Genomic DNA, 24,539 nt, shown 5'->3' with positions numbered 1-24,539 from the left:
TCCCTAGTTATCTGTAAACTAACCATATTACCCCTCGGCATACCATCCCCATTCATAGGGATTTTCCTTCTTAATCTACGTTCTATAAGCATCTAGCAATAAAAAAAGGAGCTGGTGCTCCTTACAATTGACCAATTCGAAATAATGAAAACTAAAACTCATACTTCTTCTCCACCGCATAGCGCAGCAATTCCCCTGCTCCGCTTAGCCCCAGTTTCCGTATCATATTTTTACGATGGGTATCCACCGTACTTTTACCAATAAAGAGTTCATCTGCTATTTGATGGGAAGTACGGCCCTTGGCAATGAGTTGAAGGATTTCCTGTTCCCGGGAGGAAAGAACACTTTTAGAGCTGTTTTTTTCTGCATTGGGGAGGTGGATTTTTTTGTCGTAATAGGCTTTTCCTGAGGCCACTTCCCTTATGGCTTCCAAAACCACCTCCAAACTACTGTTCTTTAAGATATAGCCACGAGCACCTGCTGCCAACATCTGTTGTACAGCCTGTTCCTGATCGAACATGGTGAAGGCTATTACTTTGGTATAAGGGAGTTCCTTCAAAATGGTTTTGGTGGCTTCAATACCGTCCAATTTGGGCATACGGATATCACAAAGCACCACTTTGGGTTGTTTTAACCGTACTAATTTGAGCAATTCTTTGCCATTGTTGGCATGGCCGATAATGCTAATATCATCCTCATATTTGATATAAGAACGGATACCATCAATTAGGGCTTGATGGTCCTCGGCTATGGCTACCGTTATCATACCGGTATATCGATTAAGATGGATGTTCCCCTTCCAATTACACTGTCTACAGTAAAATTTCCTTCCAGATGTTCCACGCGTTTTTCGATGTTGGTAAGCCCCATTCCTCTGGATTCTTTATCCAACTGCGAGCGGTCAAATCCTTTGCCGTTGTCTTCCACAATAATATTTAGATTCTCTTCGTGTTGGGTCAACTGAATATTTACTCTGGAAGCTTCAGCATGTTTTATGGCATTGGCCACCAATTCCTGTATCATTCTAAATATGGAAAGCTCCAAGGAATTTTCCATACGTTCTCCCAATCCAAAATCTTCTACAGTGACCTCCATGGCATTGGTCTCCCCAATAGTTTTGGCCATTTTTTTTAGGGCCGACAACAAACCTTGGTCACTCATCACTCCAGAGTTTTTGCTGTGAGCCATACTCCGTACTTTCTGATAAGCTTCTTCCAAAAGTTTTTGTGCACGTCGCAAGGCGGGGTCTTGCTCAGAAATATTTGCATGATCGAAATGCAATTTTATCGTGGCCATCAAACTCCCCAAATCGTCATGAAGCTCTCCAGCCACTTTTTGTCGTTCTTTTTCCTGTCCGGCAATCATGGCATCAATACTGACCAATTCTTGCTCTTTAAGAAGATTTTCTACTCGTTGCTGCTTTAATTGGACTTCTTGTTCCGCTAACAGTCTTTTCTTAATGGTATTCTTTTGTAGAAGAACTGTGATACCTGTTCCTAAAAGGATTACTATGCCTGCTGCAATGAGCCAATTTCGGTTGGTTTTTGCTTTGTTAGATATTAAAAGATTTTGATTTTTAAGTTCAATATTTTGTCTTTCCTTTTTATCTGCTTGCAACTTGGAAATCTTAGCTAAATTCTGCCGCTGGTTCAAGTAATTCTCATAGTCAAAATACTCTGCTTTGTAGAAATAAGTACTATCAAATAACCCTCTTAACTGAAAACTCTTCCATTTGTGATGTAAATAAAATTTTTTCAACAACTTAAAAGAATACCCCCTAGTAGTATCTATATTTATAAAGGAAAATAGTGTTTCAACTCTATCTACTTCATTTAATTTCAACCTGAAATTAATCTCATTTAAGCTTGCTGCTTGGAAACGTTCAATATCTAAAAAGTGTTTTGACCTTTTAAATATATCTTTTGCCATTCCAATTAAAATGAAAGCGCTGTCCCTTTGTCGGGTGTAATGAAAGAAATATGTTGCCTTAGTTAGTAAAAACTTTCCATATAAAGATCTAAAATTAGGTCTTAGAATTTTCTGCTCATAGCTTTTTAGTACTTCATCCTCAAAACGCAATTCCAAGGTGGGATAGAATCTTTGTTTTAATCGAAATTCATAATAGGCATAACTTGCTTGTTCAAAGTAATCGACTTGATAATTCTTATAAACATTGAGAAAATAGGTGTATGTTTTATCATTTATTGTTTTAGAAAAGTTATTATATACTTCTAAAATGCGTCTTAAAGACTCACATGCAAATGCAACATCCTTAATCTCTAATGAGATTTCCAAAACTTCATTAAACTCTTTAATTGCATTAATTTCATCTCCATCTGTATAAAACATTAACATGCCTTGATACAAATGGTGTAGAATTTTGGAATAGGCATTGTTCTCTCTACTATAAAATTCTTTTTCAACAGCTTTACCTTTAAGATGCACCCAATAATATTGATAAACTTGTTTTTTTATCGATTCTGTTAAATCAGAATCTTTCAATAATTGATGAGCTTTCTCATATTCACGAAACTTAAGAAAATTCATAATTAAACTTAAGCTTTCCTTTTTATTGGAAATACACGACAAAGAAAATCCTAAACAAAAAATGATAGTACATAAACACCTTATCATATGATAATCTCCGATCTCTTGGCATCACAAGTAGGACTGTTCTTCGTTCCTAAAAATAATCCTGGCTTATTGCCTTTCTCGCTCAAATTCACCGGTCTGCCTTCTATTACATTTACTCGATATCTATCATAGTTACCTCCTGTTGTAACACTCGTATCTGTGTCTTCATCATCTTTTCGATAGTAAACATGCTGAATGTTATCTCCCTCCCTAAAAAGAAACAATGGATGCAAAAATTTACTACTTGAAACATCATCAGGATCAAAAATATCCTTTGGGGGATCGTAGTAATCTACCTCGGTTTCAAATTTGATTCTTTCGCCAAACTCATTTCCAAAATTTAGTTGAATTATAGGTGATTCCTGATTTTCATTATAAAAAGGCTTAACAGAAACATGTATTCTGAAAGAGTAACCAAGTGCCTCAGTGTTAGCTAAACCAATCTCAGTTTTTAAATATTTCTCCACATTTTTACATTCATTTTCTCCGCAATAAAGCCCCATTGTTATACTACCTCGCCAATTTTGAAGAAAAAATTGACAAGGTGCTACCCATGTATCCTCAATCTTTTGGGGTTCCTCGAGAAATTTTATGTAAATCATATAAAAAGTCCCTATGTACTCAGTTGCCAAGATGGGTTGCCAATCATTGATTTTTGAAGGTTTAATATTAAATCTAAGATTCTCGTGCATAATTTTATTAATTTTTAGTTATTAAAAACGATTGTATGTGGTGGTTCAATTGAACTAATTTTATTCTTGAAATCCTCATATGATTGCCATTTAAGCTCCAAGTCATAATCTCGGGGAGAATAAACAGGCAATATCATTTTTTTTCCGTTGTTTGCCGTATGCATGTAAGCTTGAACAGAATGAGAATTGAGAAAAACCAATGAATCAGCTTTGTAATCACTTTCATTAGTGAAAATAGCTTTATCGACTGAATCATTAATTGGTATAGCTTTGCTTGGTTCATAAGGACGCGTTGTCAGCTTACAAGACTTGTTAATATGGCGCTCCATAAGCACAATATCTTTAAAGGCCGATGTACTATTGTCAACCAAGCGAAAATAATTTGATTTTGGCTCGCCCCTGATAATATCATATGTTGTGATGAAATCTATTTCATGTATCGGTAAACTGAAATCGAGTCTGAAATTGCTATTGTTCTCTATATTATAAGTTTTTAACAATTCTTCTTTTGTAAAACTTTCTTTTACCATTTTTACATCATAGAAAGGCCCAGGAACGAGCCAATATTTTACCGGCTCATATTTTCCTTGATATAGAAATGCATCTTTAGAGAATTTCTCATATCTCCTTGATCCTCCGTTTCCTGGATCAAAAAACAGTAGATATCTCGTATCGCTGCATTTTGCATAACCACTTACCAAAACTAAATGGCCATTATTTTTATCCATCTTTAATCCTACAAGAATAGGACTATGATTTTCATTTAACCATTTCTCTATAAAATCAAAGTCGATTTTACCTTCATACAATTCTAAATCAATATCGTAGTTGTCATATGTATCTATCAAGCAACTTTCGTGAATCGCAATATTGTCAGATGAATTTTGAGTCTCATAAGTTTTGTAACATGTATCATTTTTATAATCTACAACAAGTTCACGAATAGATGGAATTTGACTGCCTCGACTTCGAAGATGAATAAACATTTGTAAACAGGCGGCCCAACATAATCTAGAATTTTCGGGTAAGTCGTATAATTTCAAATTCTTTAAGGCATGATATTCAGTAGTTGGCATTGCTTCAGATTTTAATTTAAACCAAATTTTAATATTAAATATTTAGCATCCCATCCCCATTCCTAGGGATTTTTACCAAAACAAAAAGAAAAGTAACTGGAAGAAAATCTGAAGCTCTTGAAATTAACAAACCAATCTTAGATTTTGCTGTAGATTCCCCTTAGAAAAACTGGGGTTTTTCCTCAATTTTAAATTCAACTTGAGAAAAGTCAACTATTCTGTAAGCTTGTTTCTTGAAAAGATCAGAAAACCCTTATTTATTCGGGTTTTAAGAGGCAGGTTCTAGTCCCTCCGGCTTTTCTCCACAATCACTCACAACTGCCATATAGCAAAAACAACGAAACGCCAATAGCCGAAATTAGCCGCCAAGTGGGTTTTAACAATAAGGTCACCCTAAAACCGGCATTAAAAAAGCCTTGGTCGTGCACCCAAGGAAAACAGGCGTAAACATTTCCACTTGAATTAGGTAAAGAATTACACACCTAACCCCTTTCACATTCCCGATTGGTTTTATTTGTCAAAACATTTGTAAGGTAGGGTAGTGAGAGATTTTACCAAAAAAGGGACTTCCAGATTGGTTTTGTTCTCATTTTTTGATTTTTTGAATTAGCACTTCCTTCTTTCCTGCCCTCCTTTCCCATATGATTTACCGAACTCATTTAATCCCAACAAACAAGAACGTATAAAAAGCCTATTTTGGAAAGTATTGCCTTTTTTTGATTCTTAATGCCTTGCGGCTGGTCAGGAAAAGACAATAAGGGGAACAATTTCAGGTTCAGATGGCCCAGCATTGCCAGGGAAGGGACATTGGTAGGAAACCTACTATGCTTGATGGGTTTTCCTTTAGTTTGGAAAACGAAGTGTCAATTGCCCCTGCAAGCTACGATTGATTAAACCAAATTGAACTATTTTTTAAAACAATCATTTTCCACTAACATAATGACTTCAAGAATGCAAAAACACGAATGGCGAAAAAAGGAAAAGAACATCTACTTTCCAAAACCTATCCCAGAGCTAATAAACATTCCCGAATTTAAGTTTATTACTATAAAGGGGAAAGGTAATCCCAACAACAAATTGTTTTCAGATTGTGTGGGTGTTTTATACGCAATGTCGTATGCAATTAAGATGAACCTTAAAAAAATGGAACCGCAACCAAAGGGTTATTGTGATTACACCGTTTACCCACTGGAAGGTATTTGGGATATTAATGATGAGGCAAAAAAAGAATTCAAGGGAACTATCAACAAAGACGAATTGGTTTTTCAATTGATGATTCGGCAACCCAATTTCGTAGAAGAAGAGCTTTATTTTGAAATACTTGAATTAACTAAAAAAAGGAAACCAAATCCTTTATTGGGTAATGTTGGATTTGAGCGGATTGAAGAAGGAAAATGTGTTCAGATGCTACATTTGGGTAGTTATGACAATGAATCCGAAAGCTTTAAAATCATGGAAGAATTTATGGAAAGGGAAAACCTTAACCGGTTGTCAATGGAACATAGGGAAATCTATTTGACCGATTTTAGAAAGGTTCCTTCTGCAAAATTGAAAACGGTCTTAAGATGTAAAGTAGGTTAATTCGGTTAAAACATCGCTAATATGGTCCAATGGATAGCTATCCGGAGAATTGACATGAAGACAGATTTGTATTTGAGAATCTAAATTCGAATGTGCAAATTGAGTTTGGAGCATAAAGCTACTTTCCATTAAACTACCCTATTTGAACATTGAGGAAGCTTCCTTTGTGCTTATTTGCGAGACATCCATAATTGTGGAAAGGGCTAACCCCTGCGCTTTTCGTGTGCCGAGGGTGTCGCAAAAGGTGACAATTCACACACAATAGCCAAAAAAAGTTCAAGAACAAAATACTTCTCTTGGATGGTCACGAATGATTCGATTCGTTTTGTTTTACTAAAAAAATATTAAAACCTTCCATTGTATTATTTGGATTCACCGAATCAGAATAGTCCCGACGTCCTTCCAAACTAACTTGTAATTAATAAACAAACGAGAAGCTGGCTTAATTCCCAGTTGTAGGGAATTAGGTCCAAGGACCTGACGAATCAATCGGTATTCCAGAGAATGTATAAGAACGGCTTCCATTCTTTCGAGTGTGGGCTCTTTATTTTTCCATTTTAATAGGTCGAAATCCAATTGATTGCATGGTCCTTTTAGCCAGAAACACCAATAAATGCCCATATGGACACTTCTATAAGCCTAAATACTGTTTTTTTGATGGTCATCATCATTCAAATGGGGTTGATTTCCCTGGTCTTTTATCGTCTATTCTACAAAGGGACTTGGACATTTCAAACAGGAGAGACTTCAAAAAACCATGCAAAATCCAAATCGACTCGGATAAAATCCAAAAAAAACAGGGAAAAGTATAGTAGTTCTGGGCTTTCCAATGAATTGGTAGAGGATTTCGGGGAGAAAATGGTGCAAATTATCGAAAATGAAAAAACGTACCTCAATCCAAATCTGAAACTCTCGGATGTAGCGAAAAGGATAGGTTTATCCAATAACCAAACTTCTCAGGTAATCAATCAATCCTTTGGAAAGGACTTCAACAGTTTTATTAACGAATTTAGGATAAAAGAAGCTGCATTTTTGCTTGAACAAAATCGGCATACCTCCATAACGGAAATTATTTATCAGGTAGGCTTCAACAATAAAGTTACCTTCAATAAGGCCTTTAGAAAGAGCTTTGGGTGTACACCCAGGGAATATATGGGTAAACATTTCCACCTGAATTAAGTAAACAATTACACATCTAAACCTCTTCGGCTGCACACTTAGCTTTCTTTGAAGCACAATTGCAAAATAGGGTGGTGAAAGGCTCTCTCAAAAGATTCAAGATCACGTTTTGTTTTCATTTTTTGATCAACTATTACCTGCTTTTCCCACCCTCCTTTTTCAATTGTTCTAACTCATACATAATAACTAACAGAACTATTTTCTATGAAATCAAAGTTAACTTGGATGTTGACGCTACTTCTGGTGTTGACAATGTCTTTTTCTTTTTCTCAAGAAAAAACTATTTCGGGTAATGTAACGAACCAGGACGGTCTCGTATTACCGGGTGTTTCCATTGTGGTGTTGGGCACCACCAATGGGACACAGACCAATTTTGATGGTAATTATACCATTATCGCCAGCCAGGGGCAGGTGCTGCAGTTCAGCTACATCGGCCAGGTCACCGTAGAGAGGACGATTGGCACCGCCAATACCATCAATGTGCAGATGGAGGAGGATGTCGAATCCCTTGACGAGGTAATCGTGACCGCTTATGGTACCACTACAAAAGAGGCCTTTACGGGCTCAGCAAGCGTTTTGGGGGCCGAGGATTTGGCCATAAGGAATGTCACGTCCCCCATAGCCGCCATCGAGGGTCGGGCAACGGGGGTGCAGTTCACCTCGACCAACGGTCAGCCCGGTTCCACACCAAACATAGTGATACGTGGTGTGGGAACATTGACAGGAGATACCGATCCTTTATTCATTGTTGACGGGATTCAGTTCGAGGGCAACCTGAACACCATCAACCAGGAGGATATAGAATCCTTTACCATATTGAAGGATGCGGCCTCCACGGCACTGTACGGTTCCAGGGCTGCCAACGGAGTGGTGATCATCACCACCAAGAGCGGAACCAGAGGGGGTACACAGGTAACTGCCTCGATGCAGTACGGTCTCGTAACCAGGGCGGTTCCCCCGTTTGACAGGATCGGTCCCGAGCAATATTACGAAATCATGTGGGAAGCCCTAAAGAACTCATCGGCCGGTGGCGGCGATCCCGCCTTTGCCTCCGCGAACATATACAACCAATTGGGGTATAACCCGTTCAATGTGCCCAACGATCAGATTGTGGGGACGGACGGAAGGATAAATCCGAACGCCGAGGTTATTTATCAAAGCCTGGACTGGTTCGATGTGTTGGAGCGCACCGGTGTCAGACAGAATTACAATGTGAACGTCTCCGGTGGTGGGGAGGACCACAAGGTGTTCTTCTCGGCATCCTACCTTAATGAAGAGGGGTTTGCGGTCACATCGAGCTTTGAGCGGCTGACGGCCCGTCTGAACGCAGAGTTCGATGTCAGTGACCGCATCAAGATGGGTGGTAGTGCCAACATCACCATTGCAGAGGCCGTAGGTCCCAGTTCTGCGGGGCAAAACAGCATAGTAAACCCCTTCGGTTTTGCTAACAACGTGGGTGCGGTCTATCCCGTCTATGTGAACGATTTACAGGGGAACCTTGTAAGGGACGAGTTCGGGGAACTCGTGTTCGACAATGGAGAAGGATTCGCTGAGTTCAATATCGGCTCCAGACCCATTAACCAGGGCCGCCATGCACTCCAGGAGCTTCTCTTGAACGACGAGCGTGACCGTGATAACACCTACGGCTTCCGGTTCTTTGCGGACTGGGAGATCCTCAACGGGCTCAACCTAAGACTGAACTACGGCAGGGACATCAATGAAGAACTTGAAAAGGAGTATGAAAATGAAATTATAGGGGATGCCCAGCCGGATGGTAGGTACAGTGAGGAGCGAGCCAGGAGGGAAGTAGAGAACTTTAACCAAATCCTGACCTATGTCAAGAGTTTCGGCAACCACAACCTGGACATCACAGCTGGCCATGAGAGCTTTCGAAGGACCTTTTCACAGAATGAAGGTTTGGCCACCGTACAGACGGCGAGCGGGATCTTTGAATTTGCCAACTTCTCAAATATTGTGGATTTGGATGGACTCACCACGGAAAAAGGCCTTGAGGGGTACTTTTTGAGAACCAACTATAACTATGATAATAAGTATTATCTAAGTGCTTCGGTAAGACGGGACGGCTCATCCGTCTTCGAACGTGATTCTAGATGGGGTACTTTCTTCTCCTTAGGAGGTTCTTGGAGGATCGACCAGGAGAAGTTCATGGAGAACGTGTCCTTTGTCAATAGTTTAAAATTAAGAGCGTCTTATGGTGAAGTAGGCAACGATGCCTTGGGAAGTGTGAATACATTTGGAGTTTTTGTGGATGACTTTTTCATATCCCAGCCCAGGTTCACCATCATCTCCAATGCCGCAGCCCCTGGGGCCATATTCACGGATTTGGGCAATTCGATCTTAAGATGGGAAACGCTTGAGAACTATGATGTGGCATTGGAGTTCGCGCTGTTCGACAACTTTTTGGAGGGTACGGTGGAATATTACAGGAGGAACTCCTCCGACTTGCTCATCGACCTTCCCATAGCGCCCAGTAACGGGATAAACTCATTTCCTTCAAATACGGGGGACATGTTCAACGAGGGTTGGGAGATAGGCCTGACCACACACCTTATCAACACAGGCGACTTCAGGTGGGACCTTACCCTACAGGGGTCCACGTTCAACAACGAGATTACCAGTCTGCCGACCCCTTTCATCCAAGATGAGGCGAGATGGGCCGAAGGACGGTCCCGGTTCGATTTCTTTTTGTGGAAGATCGCTGGGGTAGATCCTGACAATGGGAATCAACTTTTTCTGATGTACGAACTGGATGAGAACGGTGAGAGCGTACCGGTGCTGGATGCCAATGGAAACCAGATGACCACTAACAACTGGCGGGAGACCGAGAGGGCCTATACCGGAGATTCTGCGGTGCCCGATCTATTGGGATCGATCGCCAACAGTTTCAGCTACAAGGGGTTCTCATTGGATGTACTGATAACCTACGGTATCGGTGGTAAGGTCCTGGACAGGGGCTATTTTGACATTATGCACAGTGGAGCCTATGGGAGGGCGCTCCATCCCGACATTATGAACGCCTGGCGGCAGCCCGGTGACATCACCAATGTGCCCAGGATGGAAAACGGGAACCCCAACCTGGTCAGGGAACTGTCAGACAGATTTTTGACGGATGCTTCGTTCTGGTCGCTCAGGAACGTGAATATTGGTTACAGTTTCAACAGGCAGATCCTGGACGTGCTCGGGCTCAACAGCCTAAGGGTCACACTGACCGGCGAGAACCTGTTTCTGAAGAGCAAGCGTACCGGCCTAGATCCCCAGTTCGAGTTTGCAGGTGCCCCTCAGGGCAACGATTTCAGCCCAGCACGATATATTTCCATGGGTCTGAACGTATCATTTTAAGTATAAACAAAAAATACAATCCTTATGTCAAACAAAATAAAATTCTTGTTGTTCACAATCCTTACAGTTACCATTACATCCTGTGATGAGGACTTTCTGGAGAGGACACCCACAGATGCCCTGGTTGCTAATGAAGTATTGGCCAACGAAACCAATTTGCAACTGATCTTAAACGGGCTGCACCGTAGCCTGTACACCCAGTCACAACTAATTTTTAGTGGGGGCAGTACACAGAGGGCAGGTAACCATTATTGGGTGCCCTTGGGCGATTTGCTGACAGGAGGTATCATCCATTCTGCAAACGCCAACAACCTGGGATGGCGTACCGAGATGCAATGGAACTCACACACCTTGCCCACATCATTCACGACCAGGATTTTGTGGCACCACAGATACAACACCATATTGGGTGCCAATGTTATTATCAATAGGATTATTGAGGGAACCGCAGATGGGAGTTTGGCAGAGACCGCGGTATTGAACGCTATCTTAGGTCAGGCGTATACGTATAGGGCCTATGCCTACCTTTCATTGGTCCAGCACTATGCCAGGGGCTATCTGATTGGAAACCCTTCCACGGACCCCGGTGTGCCTCTTTTGTTTTCTTCCGAAGCGCCATTTACCAGTGAGCCAAGATCTACGGTACAGGAAATCTATGATCAAATTGAAGCCGATTTGAATGCAGCAATCAACACCTTTGGGAATGCCAATCAGCGAGGGGGAGGAAGCATTAGTGCGGCAGCCAAATCACAACTGAATATAGATGTTGCCTACGGTCTAATGGCCAGAATGGCCCTTTCGAAAGGTGATTGGCAGGCCGCTGCGGACGCCGCGGTGACGGCACGACAAGATTATCCCTTGATGGGCGAGGATGACTGGAAGTCCGGATTCAACACCAACGAGCTTTCGGAGGTTATTTGGGGGAGCAACGTGATAGCACCGGAGACCTCATTTTTCCGTTCCTATTTTTACCTGATGAGCAACACCTTTAACGGCAGCCAAGTTAGGAACAATCCCAAAATTGCAGACCGAAGGGTGGTCGATGCCATACCTGATACCGACTATAGAAAGGACGTATTCATAATCAATGCGCCGAATACCAATACCTCTGCGGCCAACAACCAAGGAGGTTTTGGTAACGATCCAAACTTTACGGACCAGGACGCTTTCAATGCCGCAGTGGATTCATTGAATGCGGTGTACGGTATTACCACGCGTTTCAACCTACACCCCTACATGCATTTTAAGATGAAGAACAAGAACCCTGGATCCATTGATCCGGACGATGTGATTTACATGCGTTCTTCGGAGATGTATTTAATTGAGGCCGAGGCAAAAGCCATGATGGGTGACATCCTTGGTGCCCAAGAAGCTTTGAGACCATTGGGCGAAGAGCGTGATAGCGCATACGATGTCAACGCCTTCAATACGCAAGAGTCCCTGATGGACCACATTAAGTTTCAGCGGCGTGTGGAACTTTGGGGAGAAGGTTTTGGCTATACCGATCATATACGTTGGGACGAAGGGATTGACCACGATGCCAATGGTGGTTCTGGGGCTTCAGCAGTGCTTTATCAAGGGGCTTATCAGGTAGAGAGGCCTTCGGTCAATGATGAGTGGATCTTTAAGATTCCTCAGCAAGAAATCGATGCCAATCCAAATATGACCCCTTCGGACCAGAATTGATAATTGTTCGTTAGGACTCCTAGAATAAAAACTCTCCACAAATACAAACAGATTTGTGGAGGGTTTTTAGTTGGTCAAAGGCCTTAATCCTATAAGCTTTCTCCAAAAGTCAATAGATTACCATCAGGATCCAAAAGGGAAAACTCTTTTTGCCCCCAGGGTTTTAATTCCAAATGGCCATATGGATGGATACTTATCTTCTTTTCCAGTAAGAATTGGTATAGATTTTCAATACCAATGGTCCGAATATAAACCTGGCCGTAGTTTTCCTTTGGTTGAAGACCTCTAAATTCGAAAAAATGAATCTCCACGGCGTCCTTTTTTATAATTAGGTAATTATCATAATCTTCGCATTCCAAAAAGCCAAGCTTGTTTAGATAGTATACTTTTGTTTTGTCCTTACTGCGCATGGGCAATATTGGATTTACATTTGTTAGCATGTTTATGTATTTAGCTCATTCCATTGTGTCTTTTGAAATCTTACTGGATGCCAAGCTCCAATAGGTTCATTGATCATTTAGGATTCCAATCGTATAAATTAGACCAGCTTTTCCCTAAAACATCAGTCTTATGTTTTTTAGGTTGTTCTAGCTTTAACACTAGGCAGTTAATGCGTTTATCGATTATCGGCTCATGACTGTAATGCCAGCAACACGCTCCTAATCTTTACTTTTACCGATGCACTTTCCGTAATAAGGGCCTTCTGGCAGATAGTTGAAAAATCGTTTTTCAGTTCCGGAAAGAGTTTTACGATTTCCAAATAAGCCTGGTAAGCCGCTGCTTTTACAAATTTCTTGTCTGCATCAAGAAGTTCTCGAATATAGGGTTCAATCATTGCCATTTGTTTTGGGTTTTTTGGGACGTTCGGTAAAATCTGTAGCAAATGAAGTTGGGTTTCCCAATAGGTTGGTTTCCCAATTTTTTGAAATATCCTATCAACTTCCTCTTGTCCAAAATTATGACCATTGTCCATATGATGTTTGAGGAGCCAACTTGTGGCATGTTCCAATTCATTCTCCATTAAGAATAAACCAATGATTGAATTGATAAACCCACTATCACGCTCGTGCCTGGCGTAAATGCGCTTGAGGTAATCCGTATGCTTTCTGTCCCATTTTAAAAGGTCATTTCTAAGTCTTTCTTCTTCCATTTATTCCAAAATTATTTTAAAAGTCTATTCTAGAAAATGCAGTATCGTATCCTTGCAGATTCCAAGTACTACAATCCTTTGATATCAAACTGTTTTACCAAAGCTGAAATAGCTAGGCAGTAAATATTCACCAGGCCGTTGATGTAAGCGTTCAAAGTTGATTTTAGTCGTTCCACATTCACATACCGGATATTTCTATTTTTCAAGGCGGAATCTCCCGTTGGCCTATTGCCCACAAAAAAAAGTTTTTTTGAATGGAGGGAAAAATAGGGATTTGAGCCATGCCCCTCCCCTAAAAAAGGCAACATTGAACCATCCTTTAAAAGAGCAGAACCATGTTCCAAATCGCCCGTGCCCACTTTCCCAGGGAGAAAAATTTCAGGACGAAGTTCGCCCAATATGGTTTCCATGGACTTCTGCCCATAAAGGGAAAGCTGCAATAAGAAGGAACGTATACAAAAGGGAACATTTCTTGAACTTTGAACCATGCATACAGAATTTATGATTCGAAAAATAAAGTACAGCCCTAGCTTAAAACTATAGATTTCACGAATAAGGAGTACTAATTATTGGGGAAGCCTTGTTTGAGGAAATTCCTTTGTTGTTTTACAGCCATTACACCTTGCGGCCATTGGATTCAAGGTATATTTTGCCTAAATTTAAAAATAGATCAAAAACCCATAAGGACTCATCTTTACAATGGATTATCTCTTGCCCTTAAGCATTTTCTCGGGAATCGCGGTTACCACTTGTGGCTTTATTGCAACCTATATCCTGTTTGTTTCAAAAGGAAACAAATTATTGCGATTGTTGTTTGTGGGTTTGATCCTCTCAGTTGCCATTAGAATAGGAAAATCCATTATGTACTATCATTTTGACATTCCCTTGTTTGCGGTTGCCCTTGGTTATCTGGGATCAACATGTACGGGTGTTTTTTTATGGTTGTATATTAAATGTTCCAGAAATCATGATGCAGGAATTAAGGTTATGGATCTTTTCTTTTTTGTTCCTGCACTGATCGGTTTCTTTTTTATTTGGCCCTTTGAAATTCTATCGGCGAAAACAATCTACAAATTAGGAACTTCATGGTCTTTTATATGCACATCATTTGGGTTCTATTATATATTCAAGGATTGGGCAAAGAGGCCACTACTCGTTAGAAACTGGAACATGATGACGGCCATAAGCATCACGATCATATTGGTTTTCTTTTGGCTTCAGTTGTACTCCGAGACCTTATTTGAATATGCTTTGGGAGCTGGAATGGCTTCCATGATCATGTATGGACTTTTCTTTTTTCTCCTAAAGAAAAACAAGCTTCACGTTGTTCCCAAAGAGATTTCCTCTATTGATCAAGAGCTATTGAACAAAATTCAAAAGGCATTGGAAGTTGAAAAATTATACAGGAAAAACGCTCTTACTGTCAATGAATTTGCCAGTTTATTGGACCAACCCACCTATAAGGTTTCTTTGGCGATACGCGAAAAATACAACAAGCCGTTTCCAGAATTAATCAATCATTTTAGAGTTAAGGATGTTACCGAAGTCCTGTCCAATCCAAATAGCAGTCTTTTTAAAGTAGAAGCATTGGCCTACGATGCAGGGTTCAGTACCCCATCTGCATTTTATGCAGCATTCAAAAAAGAAACGGGCAAGACCCCAAGGGCCTACCAAAGGGAAATCATGAAAAAAAGGCAACGGCAAAAGGATGTCAGTTACAATGGGGATTATTCCTTTTAGGGCCTATCCTTGCACTTCCCCCTGGGCATTCAAATACATCCTTGAAACGAGAGCCTCTTTTCCGGTCCTATTCATGTTTCACCAAAAAAATACCGGTATCGGTTCTACTTTGGAAATTCCCTTCCCATCTCGATATTTAATTTCGGTAACCAGCCCTTTTCATCCCTGAAGTAAAGTATCTTATGGATTCCCAAAACTAGGTTGGGAGCTGGAGTGTTCATGATTTGCGGTAAGAATTCGCGAAGAGGAGGAATCCATGATCATCGGGGATGTGATTGGGAAATGGGCAGAACGGGAACTGAGGTGGTAAATTACCTGCGCAAAACCAATTCGATAGAACAAAAAAATGAAAGCAAAACAAGCTGTAAAATATATTTACATAAGGTGTCCAAATTTTGTACAAAACCTTTGTGTATTAACCAGAGTTCAAATTTTAAGATGTTGGAAATCAAATATTTATAAATATGGCATATTGTTGGGGTGATGTAGGTATACCAAATTACGAAGACATGAGGAATTTGATTTTTGCCTGGAGAAACGTAAAAAAGGATAAGGTTTTTTCATTTATAAACATATTCGGCCTTTCCATCGGCTTAAGTAGCTGCCTGCTGATTGTCTTATTTGTCAAGGGCGAACTTAGCTATGACAGCCACTATTCGAAAAAGGATGATATTTTTCGGTTGGTAAGATATTATGACATGAAGGGGACAAATAGGGCAGATGCAATGACTCCTGCCCCGGCAGCAAGTGTCCTGAAGGAAACATATTCTGAAATTGATTTGACGGGAAGGCTGTTGTTAAGGGACCTTTCGGGAACAGGAGGTATTGAGGTCAGGGGAACACAGACCACCAAAAATGAATTTGAGGAAAAATTCGCATACGCGGACAACAGTCTACTGGAAATACTGGAGGTAAAGATGATCAATGGAGATGTAAATAACGCACTCACCACACCCAATACTTTGATAATCTCAGACCGGATGGCTGAAAAGTACTTTTCCGACCAGGAGATTATTAATTCAGCCATAATCATTGATAATGATGTTGAAAATCCCAAGGTGGTCAAGGGAGTGTTCAAGGCATTTCCAAGTAATTCGCACTTGGATTTGGACTTCATTTTCACCTTGGAAGGCAAAGAGTTGTATCCAGGAGAGGAACATTCATGGATGCCGCATAATTTTTTTACTTATATAAGAATCAAGCCATCCATCCATCCAAAAGTGTTGGAGGATAAAATACAGGGACTCAAAGAAACATATTATGACCCGACATTCACCACTGCAGGAGAGCGCAATAGTGAATTTGTCAAGAGCTTAAATTTTAAGTTGCAAAGTGTTAAGGACATTCATCTTAGAAATGGGATAGTTTTTGACACTTTTTCCCATGGTGATATTAGGTTTGTATACCTGTTTTCCACCATAGCCGTTTTCATTCTTATTTTGGCTTGTATCAACTTCATAAATCTATCCACTGCCAAGGCTGGTAAACGAGCGAAAGAAATAGGGGTGAAAAAGGCTTTGGGATCCTCTAGGCATCAACAAATAGTGCAATTTCTTTCTGAATCCATAATATTTTGCTTCATTGCATTTTGCTTTGCGGTAATAATTGCAATAGCCATTCTACCGCTATTTAATTCAATTGCTGATAGGAACATAGAAATTGGGTATGGGGATCTATGGCTGATATCTGTACTCATCCTTAGTACAATTGTAATAGGTTTCCTGGCCGGGCTTTATCCAGCCTTTTATCTCTCTTCTTTTAAACCAAGCATCACCTTAAAGGGAACACATACGACCTCCGAAAAATCCTTTTTACGTACGTCCCTGGTAATTCTACAGTTTGCCACTTCAGTGGTATTGATAATTTGTGTGATTACGGTCCATAAGCAGAGTAACTATATATTGAACAAAAATCTTGGTTATGACAAAGAACGGGTGCTGGTCGTATCTGGGACACAAGAAATCGGGGATAGATTGGAAGCATTTAAACAAAGGATTAATTCACTCAGTGAGGTTACTAGTGTATCGGTCAGTGGTTTTCTACCTGTTGAGGGTACAAAAAGAAACCAGATGCCATTTAAGGTTATAAATCCCTCCAACATATATGATGTAGATGCCCAATTATGGTGGACTGACTACGATTATATAGGGACCCTGGGATTGAGCCTTCTGGACGGACGTAAGTTTTCAAGGGATATTGCAAGTGACAGCGTTAACTCTATCATTATAAACCGTAGTATGGCAAAGGCATTGGGATTCACGAACCCAATTGGTAGGCGCGTCCACTGTAGGATTGATTATGATATTATAGGGGTTGTGGAGGATTTTCACTTCACCAATCTCAAGGATGTCATTCGCCCCTTGGCCATGGTCATAGGACATGAAAAAAGTATGGTACTGGTAAGGACCAACACCAATGACATGGAAAGGGCAATAAGCAATGTTGACAATATCTGGAAGGAGTTTATGCCTAATCAAGAACTAAGATATTCCTTTTTGGATACAAGATATGCCCTAATGCATCGCGACATAGAGCAAAGGGCCAAAATTCTGGACGGTTTCACCTTAGTCGCCCTTATTGTTGCTTGCTTGGGACTGCTTGCCTTATCTACTTATTTGGCAGAGCAACGTAAAAAGGAGATAAGCGTGAGGATTGTGTTAGGGGCGACGTTCAGGGATATCTATACTCTCCTAAGTATCAATTTCATGAAAATTGTCCTAGTGGCCGTTGTCATCGGAATTCCTTTGGGAGGCTTTCTGATAAGCAGGTGGATACAGGATTATGCGTTCCGCATAAACATCGGTTGGGACATCTACGTGCTGTCAGGCACCATCGCTTTGTTGGCTGCATTGCTAACGGTAAGTTTCCAAGCAGTTTCTTCTGCGTTGATAGATCCCATGAAGAGCTTGAGGAGGGAATAAAATCTTTAACTGCTAACTAAGGTATATGTCCCCAATTATCATTGATGAAGACCCAGAAGCTGATATACCTTTCCCGGGGATAAATTCCAAGTTAATTCAAGCAGGGCAACAACAGCTCATATTTATGGCATTTGAGCAAGATATTGAGATAGCAGAACTATTGGATTTAAGGATTCAGAGGCTGAATTGGGCAGGACATAAGCCAAATATTTCGACCCGATCCTCATTTAAGTGAGAAATGACTTGAAATGTCCCTGTAAGGATAACCCCCATATCCCTGATGGGCGAATTGAACGATTATTATATTCTCTTTAGGGTTTACATAGAGTCTTTGCCCTCTTAATCCTTCTGCTGAAAAGTCGCCTTCAAAATCGTCCTGTGGTAACCACCAGTAATATTGATGTGTAGCTCTCTGCAGACCTTTTGAGGTGTTTCCCCTGTTCCTTTCTTCAATATGGGTACTTTGACGTATCCATTTGGAGGATAAGATCTCAAGGGAATCACGTATTCCATTTTGCAAAAACAATCGACCAATTTTAGCAAGATCGATTGCCGTGCATTGAAAACTACTCGGTGAGTTTTCCAAACCACCTTTCCGGTCAATTCCCCAACTGGCAGCATATTCTGCGCCAATAGGTATCCAAATTTCTTTTTCAAAATACTTGGAAACTTTTTGACCTGTAGCTTTTTCAAGAAGCCAGGTAAGTATCAAAGGATCGAGGTTACTGTATTTCCAATGGCTCCCGGGCTCGATTTTTATTTTTACGTTCAAGAGATCTCTCTTTAAATCATCGGAATAATAAAACCTGGCTTCATCGGAGAACATATCGGAAATCAAACCATTCCCAACCCTGTTGAATTTAAGACCGGATTTCATATTCAGTAAATCGTATATCGTTAATTTTTCAAGACCGGCCACTCCGTTCAATTCAGGTAAAAACTCGATGATCTTTTGATCAACACTTTTAATATACCCCTGATCTATTGCCTTTCCGACCAAGATGGAAATCATTGATTTTCCTATTGAAAAGGTGTTGGAGATCTTTGCCCTGTTATAGTTGTCGCCATATTTTTCGTATATAATGGTATCATTTCGAATAACCAAAAAGGCCAATAAATCTCCTTTGGCAAAGTATTCCATAAACGGTACGTTCGCTCCTTCCCAATTTTTTACGCGAAGCGAATCCAATGTTCTTCCTTTAGTTGTATCACTTCTGAAATAAAAAGCGTCATTTCCTGTATCAACCACTCGTAAAGGAAAGCTTTGGTAGGTATCCACTTTAGGCTTTTGGTACCAAATAATCTTAAACAATTGTGGATTTATCACAAATGCAATTCCAACCAAAATGATGAAGCAAATCGTAACAATTGCTAGGATTTTTTTCAGTTTCCTATAATCCATAATGTGCCTAAATTACCCCTTAGGCTTTTAACGGACTAATTTTAATTGGAATTTAGTAAACAATAAACCATCCCTGTTAGGATACCTAATGCTTCGTATATTTCGATAATTCCCACGCTACCCAGGCTCCACAACCGATTCGCTGGAAACAATCAGATCGGCAATAGCAATCATATGGGCCTTTTGTGCCTCTATAAGTTTGGTAAAACAATTTATTCGATTTCCCAGGTCGACCCGGAATGAAGAAGTTCGGAAACCTGTTTTCTGGACTCCTTTTTAACAGTGTCATCCATGTTGGAAGCGTACTCAGGTTCCTGTACACATCGATAAACCCCAAGAGGTTTTACGGTCTCCAGTCGCGCCAATAAAAAAGAAAGGCTTAGATTTTGTTCATCATGGATTGCAGCACTATCTAACTCCGTGCTTACCAATAGTTCATGATTTCCCCATTGGACCGCTTTGTCCAACCCTCTACCAAAAACCAATGGCTTACCGTGCTGCAGCAATACAGTATGGTCATCCCTGTTTTCCTTTCCTAAAAACTGTTCAAAAGCTTCATCATTGAAGATGACACAGTTTTGATAGATTTCCACTACGGAAGTTCCACAGTGGGCCTCGGCCCTAAGCAAGATCTCCTGTAAATGTTTGGGATCGGAGGCTGTGGTCCGGGCAAAAAAGGTGGCCCCTGCCCCCAGGGCCAGCATTGCAGGGTCAAAGGGTTTTTCAATGGTCCCCAAAGGACTGGTTTTTGTACGTTGCCCCAGTTGTGACGTTGGGGAATATTGCCCCTTGGTCAACCCATAGATTTCATTATTGAATATTAATATATTGATGTTGATGTTTCGTCGTATCGCATGGATGAAGTGATTTCCCCCAATGGCCAGTCCATCCCCATCACCGGTTATCGCCCAAACACTTAACGAAGGATTGTGCACTTTTGTACCCGTTGCAATGGCCACGGCCCTGCCATGAATGGAATGCATGCCATAGGTATCCACATAGTATGGGAAACGCGAGGAACAACCTATGCCGGAAATAAAAACCACGTCTTCCTTTCTTCTTCCCAAAGTGGCCAACACTTTTTTTACGCTGTTCAATATGGCATAGTCACCACAGCCGGGACACCAACGAATGGCTTGGTCCGTGGCAAAATCCTTTGCGCTCAGTTTTTCACTATTGCTTTGCATGTTCCATAAGCTTTAATTCCTTCCCAAAGGCAGAAATAAGTTCCGAAATGGTAAAAGGTTGGCCCTGAACTTTGTGATATCCTTTGGCCTTACAATGAAATTGGGCGTTTATAATGCGTAATAATTGGCCTTTATTCAATTCCGGTATAAGAACTTGCTTGAAATTGGTGATCAATGGTCCCAAATTTTTTGGAAATGGATTGAGGTAGGTAAGGTGTGCCAAACTGATTCCATGACCTTGCGCCTGAAGCCGTTTCACTGCAGTTCGTACTGCACCATACGTACCTCCCCAGGAAATGACCAACAGTTGCCCATGCGCTTTGCCTTCCACCCGTTGCTCCGGTATATTGGATGCCACCAGGGACACTTTTTTAGCCCTGACTTCCACCATTTTTTCGTGATTTTCCGGGTCGTAGCTCACATCTCCGGTTTCAAAGTCCTTTTCAAGTCCCCCAATGCGGTGCTGCATCCCTTCCGTTCCCGGAATGGCCCACGGACGTACCAATTGCAGGTTTCTGCTATATGCTTTAAAGCCTTCCCCGGATGTTTGGGCCAAATTGATCGGAATATGACGGTATTCTTGCGTAAGGTTTGGAATACGCCAGGGTTCCGATCCATTGGCGATGAATCCATCACTTAGCAATACTACCGGGGTCATATGTTGTAGGCTCAATCGAGCGGCTTCATAGGCCATGGCAAAGGTATCACCGGGTCTTGAAGCAGCGAGAACAATAAGGGGAGATTCCCCATTCCTTCCATAAAATACCTGCAATAAGTCCGCCTGTTCCGTTTTTGTGGGCAATCCCGTGGAAGGGCCTCCCCGTTGTACATTGATCACTACCAGCGGCAGTTCCAGCATTACGGCCAGGTTCAATGCTTCCGATTTCAATGCCAGTCCGGGTCCTGAGGTTGTGGTAGCGGCCAATGCCCCTGAGAAAGAAGCACCAATTGCTGCACAAATAGCCGCAATCTCATCCTCGGCCTGAAAGGTCCGAACCCCAAATCCGCCATGTTTTGAAAGCTCTTGTAAAATATCCGTTGCCGGAGTAATGGGATACGATCCAATGAACAAGTCCAAACCCGAAGCCTCTGCAGCTTGCATCAACCCCCAGGCAATTCCAGTATTGCCATTGATCTGGCGATAGGTTCCCTTTTCAAGGGGTGCCTCCGGAATTTGGTAAATGGCGATGGAGGCTTCTATGGTCTCCCCAAAATGGTATCCTGCCTCAAGCGCTGCGATGTTTGCACTGACCAAAGCATCCTTGCCCTCGAATTTTTCGCGTATCCACGCTTTGGTAAGGTTTGGATCTCTTGAGAATATAAAATAACAAAGCCCCAACGCATAAAAGTTTTTGCAGCGCCTTTTGGACTTGTTGTCCAAATCAATGGTCTCCAAAGCCCTTTCAGTTTGTGATGTTATGGGTGCATGGATCAGCTTATAGTTTCTTAATTCCCCAATGGCCTCCAAGGATGTTACTTCATAACCTGCTTTTTTAAATCCCGAACGGTCAAAAGCATCATCGTTAATGATGATGGTCGCCCCTTTTTTCAATAAGGGCAATTTGACTTTTAGTGCAGCTGGATTCATGGCCACCAATACATCGGGTTGATCCCCGGGCGTATAAATCTCCTTGGCCCCTATATGCACCTGAAACCCGGAAACACCAAACACGGAACCTGAGGGAGCCCTAATTTCCGAGGGATAATCCGGAAACGTGGCAATATCATTGCCCATACGGGCCGAAGTATCTGAAAACTGTGTGCCTGTCAGTTGCATCCCATCACCGGAATCTCCCGAAAATAAAATGATGATATGTTCCAGGGTGGTCTTCATCTTTTTCAAGCATACTAATTTACAATTTGTCTCCTTGCCAACGAAGGATTTGTAAACAGAAACCATTCGAATAATCCAAAAGGTACAGCGTCATATACCAATGTCCCTATGAGGAAATTCCTTTCAAAGGGAATAGCCGCACGCAAACAGGCCCACAATCCTTTTAAGGTCATCGGACATAAACTCCCGGTCGGCCATACCCCAATATCAGTGACCAACCAGTAGATAAAGGTAATCAACAGTGTTAAGAAAAGGAGGCTCTTTATCTTCAGGTTCCTGGAGAGCCACCTGCCTACCACTACTATCTGGTTTTACCGGTTTTATGGGAACGGATATGGTATCACCTCCCAGTTTTTGTTTAAATAGTTGGGCTTTCTAAAACCCATAAGTCCCGTAGCCCGGAGATTCTGTTCGGTGAGCACAAAAGCATGAATGCTTGGAAGTTCCAATTATCAAGGGCATTTAAAGATTAGGATCTGGTGTTTATACTTCGAAATCCAAGGCTGCAGCCCACATCCCTTTTAAAAATGTCCATTGGATGTTTTACGATATTCGGTCGTCTCTCGCTCCACTTTGTAGATAGTGCTCCCAACCTATAATACAAGAAATCATTGATTCTTTAGTTTTTTACTTTCATTTAAAATCCAATAAGGTTTTTTTGGAGCTAAACTTCAAATTGGGGTATGGGAAACCCCCAATCTTACATTTTGGTCATTTCCACTATGATTTTGGTTAACACCAGGGTGCCTTCCCCAAATACATTTGTACTGTAAAATTTAAACAACACAAAAAATAAAATACAGTACAATGAAAACAATCAATTTAAAAACCGGCAATTTAAGTGTAAGGGTCTTTGTGATTTTTACCATGATGCTTGCCGTAATGGCATTAGTGGTCTTTTCGGCCTTTGACAAAACAGAAAAAAAGGAATTGGCACAAAACGAGCCACAAGGACTCCAGGTAGAGGTTTCCCATCCCATATTTGAAAAAATCACGGAATGGGACGAGTACACCGGTCGTTTCGAAGCCAGCAACCGGGTGGAAGTCCGGGCAAGGGTGAGCGGTTATATTGAAAACGTAAGTTTTAAGGATGGCCAGGACGTTACAAAAGGTGATGTTCTCTTTACCATAGACCAACGCCCCTTCAAAATTGCGTTGAACCAGGCCAGGGCCGGTTACGGTCAGGCACTGGCTAATTTAACAACGGCCCAGGATAACTTTAACCGTGTACGGTCCCTACGTGAATCGGGAGCGGTTTCCTTGGAGGAGTATGACCATAGGCAACAAGCATTGGCAGGGGCAAAAGCCACACTGCAATTGGCCCAGGCTGCTGTGGACAATGCCAAATTGAACCTTGAATTTACCAGGGTAAAGGCACCAATTTCCGGTCGGGTAAGTCGGGATATGGTCAATGAGGGCAACTTGATAGATGGTGGTTCATCAAATTCAACGCTCCTTACCACAATTGTGGCTACTAGCCCCATCCACTTTTACTTTAGGGGAAGTGAATCGGACTATTTGAAGTATTCCCGCCTGGCCCAAAATGGGGAAAGGGGTTCCTCACGTTCCACTGCAAATCCAGTGCTATTGAAACTCCAGGATGAAGCCGACTATACCCACGAAGCCGTTATGGATTTTGTAGACAATGAAATTGATAGAAGTACCGGAACCATAGAGGGACGTGCCACATTGGACAACGAAGATGGCCTAATTGAGCCCGGAATGTTCGGAAAGGCAAGATTGTTGGGCAGTGCGGAACATGAAGCCATAATGATTCCCGATGAAATCATTGGGACCAACCAATCCGTACGTTTCGTTTATGTTTTGGGCGCGGACAATACGGTCACCACCAAAAATATAGAATTGGGCCCATTGCATACCAATGGATTGCGAATCATTAGAAATGGGTTGACCGTTGAAGACAAACTCATTACCAATAACATCCAAAAGATTAGACCGGGGGTTGCGGTCCGTCCCATCGAAAAATCCCCAATAGCGACAAAGGAAGCCTTTGCCATCGCATCCACAGAATAACCAGAAACCCAAGAATCTTATTGTATTCCGTTAGCGCCCTCTCCATTCAAAGGGAATGGAAAA

20 protein-coding genes are annotated in these 24,539 nt (G+C 41.5%); 9 read left to right on the top strand and 11 right to left on the bottom strand.

Annotation, left to right across the window (positions count from 1 at the left end; translation table 11 throughout):
- Window positions 1-151 precede the first annotated feature (151 nt).
- The 4 genes from L0P88_RS15650 to L0P88_RS15635 all read right to left on the bottom strand — a co-directional run bounded on the left by L0P88_RS15650 (window position 152) and on the right by L0P88_RS15635 (window position 4,402).
- On the bottom strand, window positions 152-766 hold the full coding sequence (locus L0P88_RS15650) for a response regulator (RefSeq protein WP_247130872.1): 615 nt from the start codon (window positions 764-766) through the stop codon (window positions 152-154).
- On the bottom strand, window positions 763-2,547 hold the full coding sequence (locus L0P88_RS15645; protein ID WP_247130871.1) for a sensor histidine kinase: 1,785 nt from the start codon (window positions 2,545-2,547) through the stop codon (window positions 763-765). The genes L0P88_RS15650 and L0P88_RS15645 overlap by 4 nt, the downstream gene beginning before the upstream one ends.
- An 83-nt stretch (window positions 2,548-2,630) precedes the next feature.
- Complete coding sequence (locus L0P88_RS15640; protein WP_247130870.1) at window positions 2,631-3,326, bottom strand: hypothetical protein; 696 nt, start codon at window positions 3,324-3,326, stop codon at window positions 2,631-2,633.
- Between the two features lie 14 nt (window positions 3,327-3,340).
- Window positions 3,341-4,402 (bottom strand): hypothetical protein, encoded by a 1,062-nt coding sequence (locus L0P88_RS15635; RefSeq protein ID WP_247130869.1) that lies wholly within the window; start codon window positions 4,400-4,402, stop codon window positions 3,341-3,343.
- A 939-nt stretch (window positions 4,403-5,341) separates the two neighbouring features.
- Here L0P88_RS15635 and L0P88_RS15630 point away from each other — a divergent pair.
- From L0P88_RS15630 to L0P88_RS15615, 4 genes are all read left to right on the top strand, one after another.
- Window positions 5,342-5,983: a GyrI-like domain-containing protein gene (locus L0P88_RS15630; RefSeq protein WP_313791562.1), complete on the top strand. Its 642-nt coding sequence runs from the start codon at window positions 5,342-5,344 to the stop codon at window positions 5,981-5,983.
- Between the two features lie 621 nt (window positions 5,984-6,604).
- Window positions 6,605-7,162, top strand: coding sequence for a helix-turn-helix domain-containing protein (locus L0P88_RS15625; RefSeq protein WP_247130867.1), 558 nt, complete (start codon window positions 6,605-6,607; stop codon window positions 7,160-7,162).
- A 204-nt stretch (window positions 7,163-7,366) separates the two neighbouring features.
- Window positions 7,367-10,522, top strand: coding sequence for a SusC/RagA family TonB-linked outer membrane protein (locus tag L0P88_RS15620; RefSeq protein ID WP_247130866.1), 3,156 nt, complete (start codon window positions 7,367-7,369; stop codon window positions 10,520-10,522).
- A 24-nt stretch (window positions 10,523-10,546) separates the two neighbouring features.
- Window positions 10,547-12,208, top strand: coding sequence for a RagB/SusD family nutrient uptake outer membrane protein (locus L0P88_RS15615; RefSeq protein ID WP_247130865.1), 1,662 nt, complete (start codon window positions 10,547-10,549; stop codon window positions 12,206-12,208).
- 89 nt (window positions 12,209-12,297) lie between these two features.
- On the opposite strand, the gene L0P88_RS15610 is transcribed toward L0P88_RS15615, so the two are convergent.
- From L0P88_RS15610 to L0P88_RS15600, 3 genes are all read right to left on the bottom strand, one after another.
- Window positions 12,298-12,648 (bottom strand): bleomycin resistance protein, encoded by a 351-nt coding sequence (locus L0P88_RS15610; RefSeq protein ID WP_247130864.1) that lies wholly within the window; start codon window positions 12,646-12,648, stop codon window positions 12,298-12,300.
- Window positions 12,649-12,839: 191 nt separating this feature from the next.
- On the bottom strand, window positions 12,840-13,358 hold the full coding sequence (locus L0P88_RS15605) for a hypothetical protein (RefSeq protein ID WP_247130863.1): 519 nt from the start codon (window positions 13,356-13,358) through the stop codon (window positions 12,840-12,842).
- A gap of 68 nt (window positions 13,359-13,426) precedes the next feature.
- Entirely contained in the window at window positions 13,427-13,846 is a 420-nt protein-coding gene (locus L0P88_RS15600; RefSeq protein WP_247130862.1) for a hypothetical protein, read from the bottom strand.
- 211 nt (window positions 13,847-14,057) lie between these two features.
- Here L0P88_RS15600 and L0P88_RS15595 point away from each other — a divergent pair, with 211 nt between their 5' ends.
- From L0P88_RS15595 to L0P88_RS15585, 4 genes are all read left to right on the top strand, one after another.
- Entirely contained in the window at window positions 14,058-15,098 is a 1,041-nt protein-coding gene (locus L0P88_RS15595) for a helix-turn-helix domain-containing protein (protein ID WP_247130861.1), read from the top strand.
- Window positions 15,099-15,299: 201 nt separating this feature from the next.
- A complete protein-coding gene (locus L0P88_RS24165; protein ID WP_409557686.1) occupies window positions 15,300-15,560 on the top strand; it encodes a DUF6196 family protein in 261 nt (86 codons plus the stop codon).
- Window positions 15,561-15,607: 47 nt separating this feature from the next.
- The gene (locus L0P88_RS15590; RefSeq protein ID WP_247130860.1) at window positions 15,608-18,019 is read left to right on the top strand and encodes an ABC transporter permease; all 2,412 of its coding nucleotides are present in this window, start codon (window positions 15,608-15,610) and stop codon (window positions 18,017-18,019) included.
- A 25-nt stretch (window positions 18,020-18,044) separates the two neighbouring features.
- Window positions 18,045-18,254, top strand: coding sequence for a hypothetical protein (locus L0P88_RS15585; protein ID WP_247130859.1), 210 nt, complete (start codon window positions 18,045-18,047; stop codon window positions 18,252-18,254).
- On the opposite strand, the gene L0P88_RS15580 is transcribed toward L0P88_RS15585, so the two are convergent.
- The 4 genes from L0P88_RS15580 to L0P88_RS24160 all read right to left on the bottom strand — a co-directional run bounded on the left by L0P88_RS15580 (window position 18,243) and on the right by L0P88_RS24160 (window position 22,741).
- Window positions 18,243-19,298 (bottom strand): serine hydrolase domain-containing protein, encoded by a 1,056-nt coding sequence (locus L0P88_RS15580; protein ID WP_247130858.1) that lies wholly within the window; start codon window positions 19,296-19,298, stop codon window positions 18,243-18,245. The genes L0P88_RS15585 and L0P88_RS15580 overlap by 12 nt on opposite strands.
- Before the next feature lie 335 nt (window positions 19,299-19,633).
- On the bottom strand, window positions 19,634-20,608 hold the full coding sequence (locus L0P88_RS15575) for a 2-oxoacid:ferredoxin oxidoreductase subunit beta (protein WP_247130857.1): 975 nt from the start codon (window positions 20,606-20,608) through the stop codon (window positions 19,634-19,636).
- On the bottom strand, window positions 20,595-22,442 hold the full coding sequence (locus L0P88_RS15570) for a 2-oxoacid:acceptor oxidoreductase subunit alpha (RefSeq protein ID WP_247134878.1): 1,848 nt from the start codon (window positions 22,440-22,442) through the stop codon (window positions 20,595-20,597). The genes L0P88_RS15575 and L0P88_RS15570 overlap by 14 nt, the downstream gene beginning before the upstream one ends.
- Before the next feature lie 14 nt (window positions 22,443-22,456).
- Window positions 22,457-22,741, bottom strand: coding sequence for a DUF6580 family putative transport protein (locus L0P88_RS24160; protein ID WP_409557685.1), 285 nt, complete (start codon window positions 22,739-22,741; stop codon window positions 22,457-22,459).
- Between the two features lie 508 nt (window positions 22,742-23,249).
- Between L0P88_RS24160 and L0P88_RS15565 the strand changes: the two genes are divergently transcribed.
- Window positions 23,250-24,476: an efflux RND transporter periplasmic adaptor subunit gene (locus L0P88_RS15565; protein ID WP_247130856.1), complete on the top strand. Its 1,227-nt coding sequence runs from the start codon at window positions 23,250-23,252 to the stop codon at window positions 24,474-24,476.
- The last annotated feature ends 63 nt before the right edge of the window (window positions 24,477-24,539 follow it).

Source organism: Muricauda sp. SCSIO 64092, assembly GCF_023016285.1.
Lineage (GTDB): Bacteria > Bacteroidota > Bacteroidia > Flavobacteriales > Flavobacteriaceae > Croceivirga.
This window is presented reverse-complemented; position numbering and strand designations above follow the sequence as displayed.